This window comes from Arthrobacter sp. Y3221157 (assembly GCF_059089865.1).
Map to the genome: position 1 here is coordinate 1 of NZ_JBNHFD010000267.1, position 210 is coordinate 210.

General features: G+C 58.6%; 1 pseudogene. It reads right to left on the reverse strand.

Annotation, left to right across the window (positions count from 1 at the left end):
- Positions 1-210, reverse strand: a pseudogene (locus AC5RTT_RS20950) (ABC transporter); the annotation flags it as partial.

Below are 210 nucleotides of genomic sequence, written 5' to 3' on the forward strand. Positions count from 1 at the left end.
CTCGCTGGGCCATTCCTCCGGAAATCTGGTGCGGGTATGCCGAGTAAACGCGTTGTGGATCGTTGATGCCGACCCGTTCAAGGAGGTGCAGGACGTTCTCCTGTGCCGTTTTGCGGTCCATTTTCAGCAGGATCCGCAGTGGCTCGGAGAGCTGGTGCCCGATGGTGTAGGAAGGATCAAGATTTGAGAGGGGCTCCTGCGGCACGTATC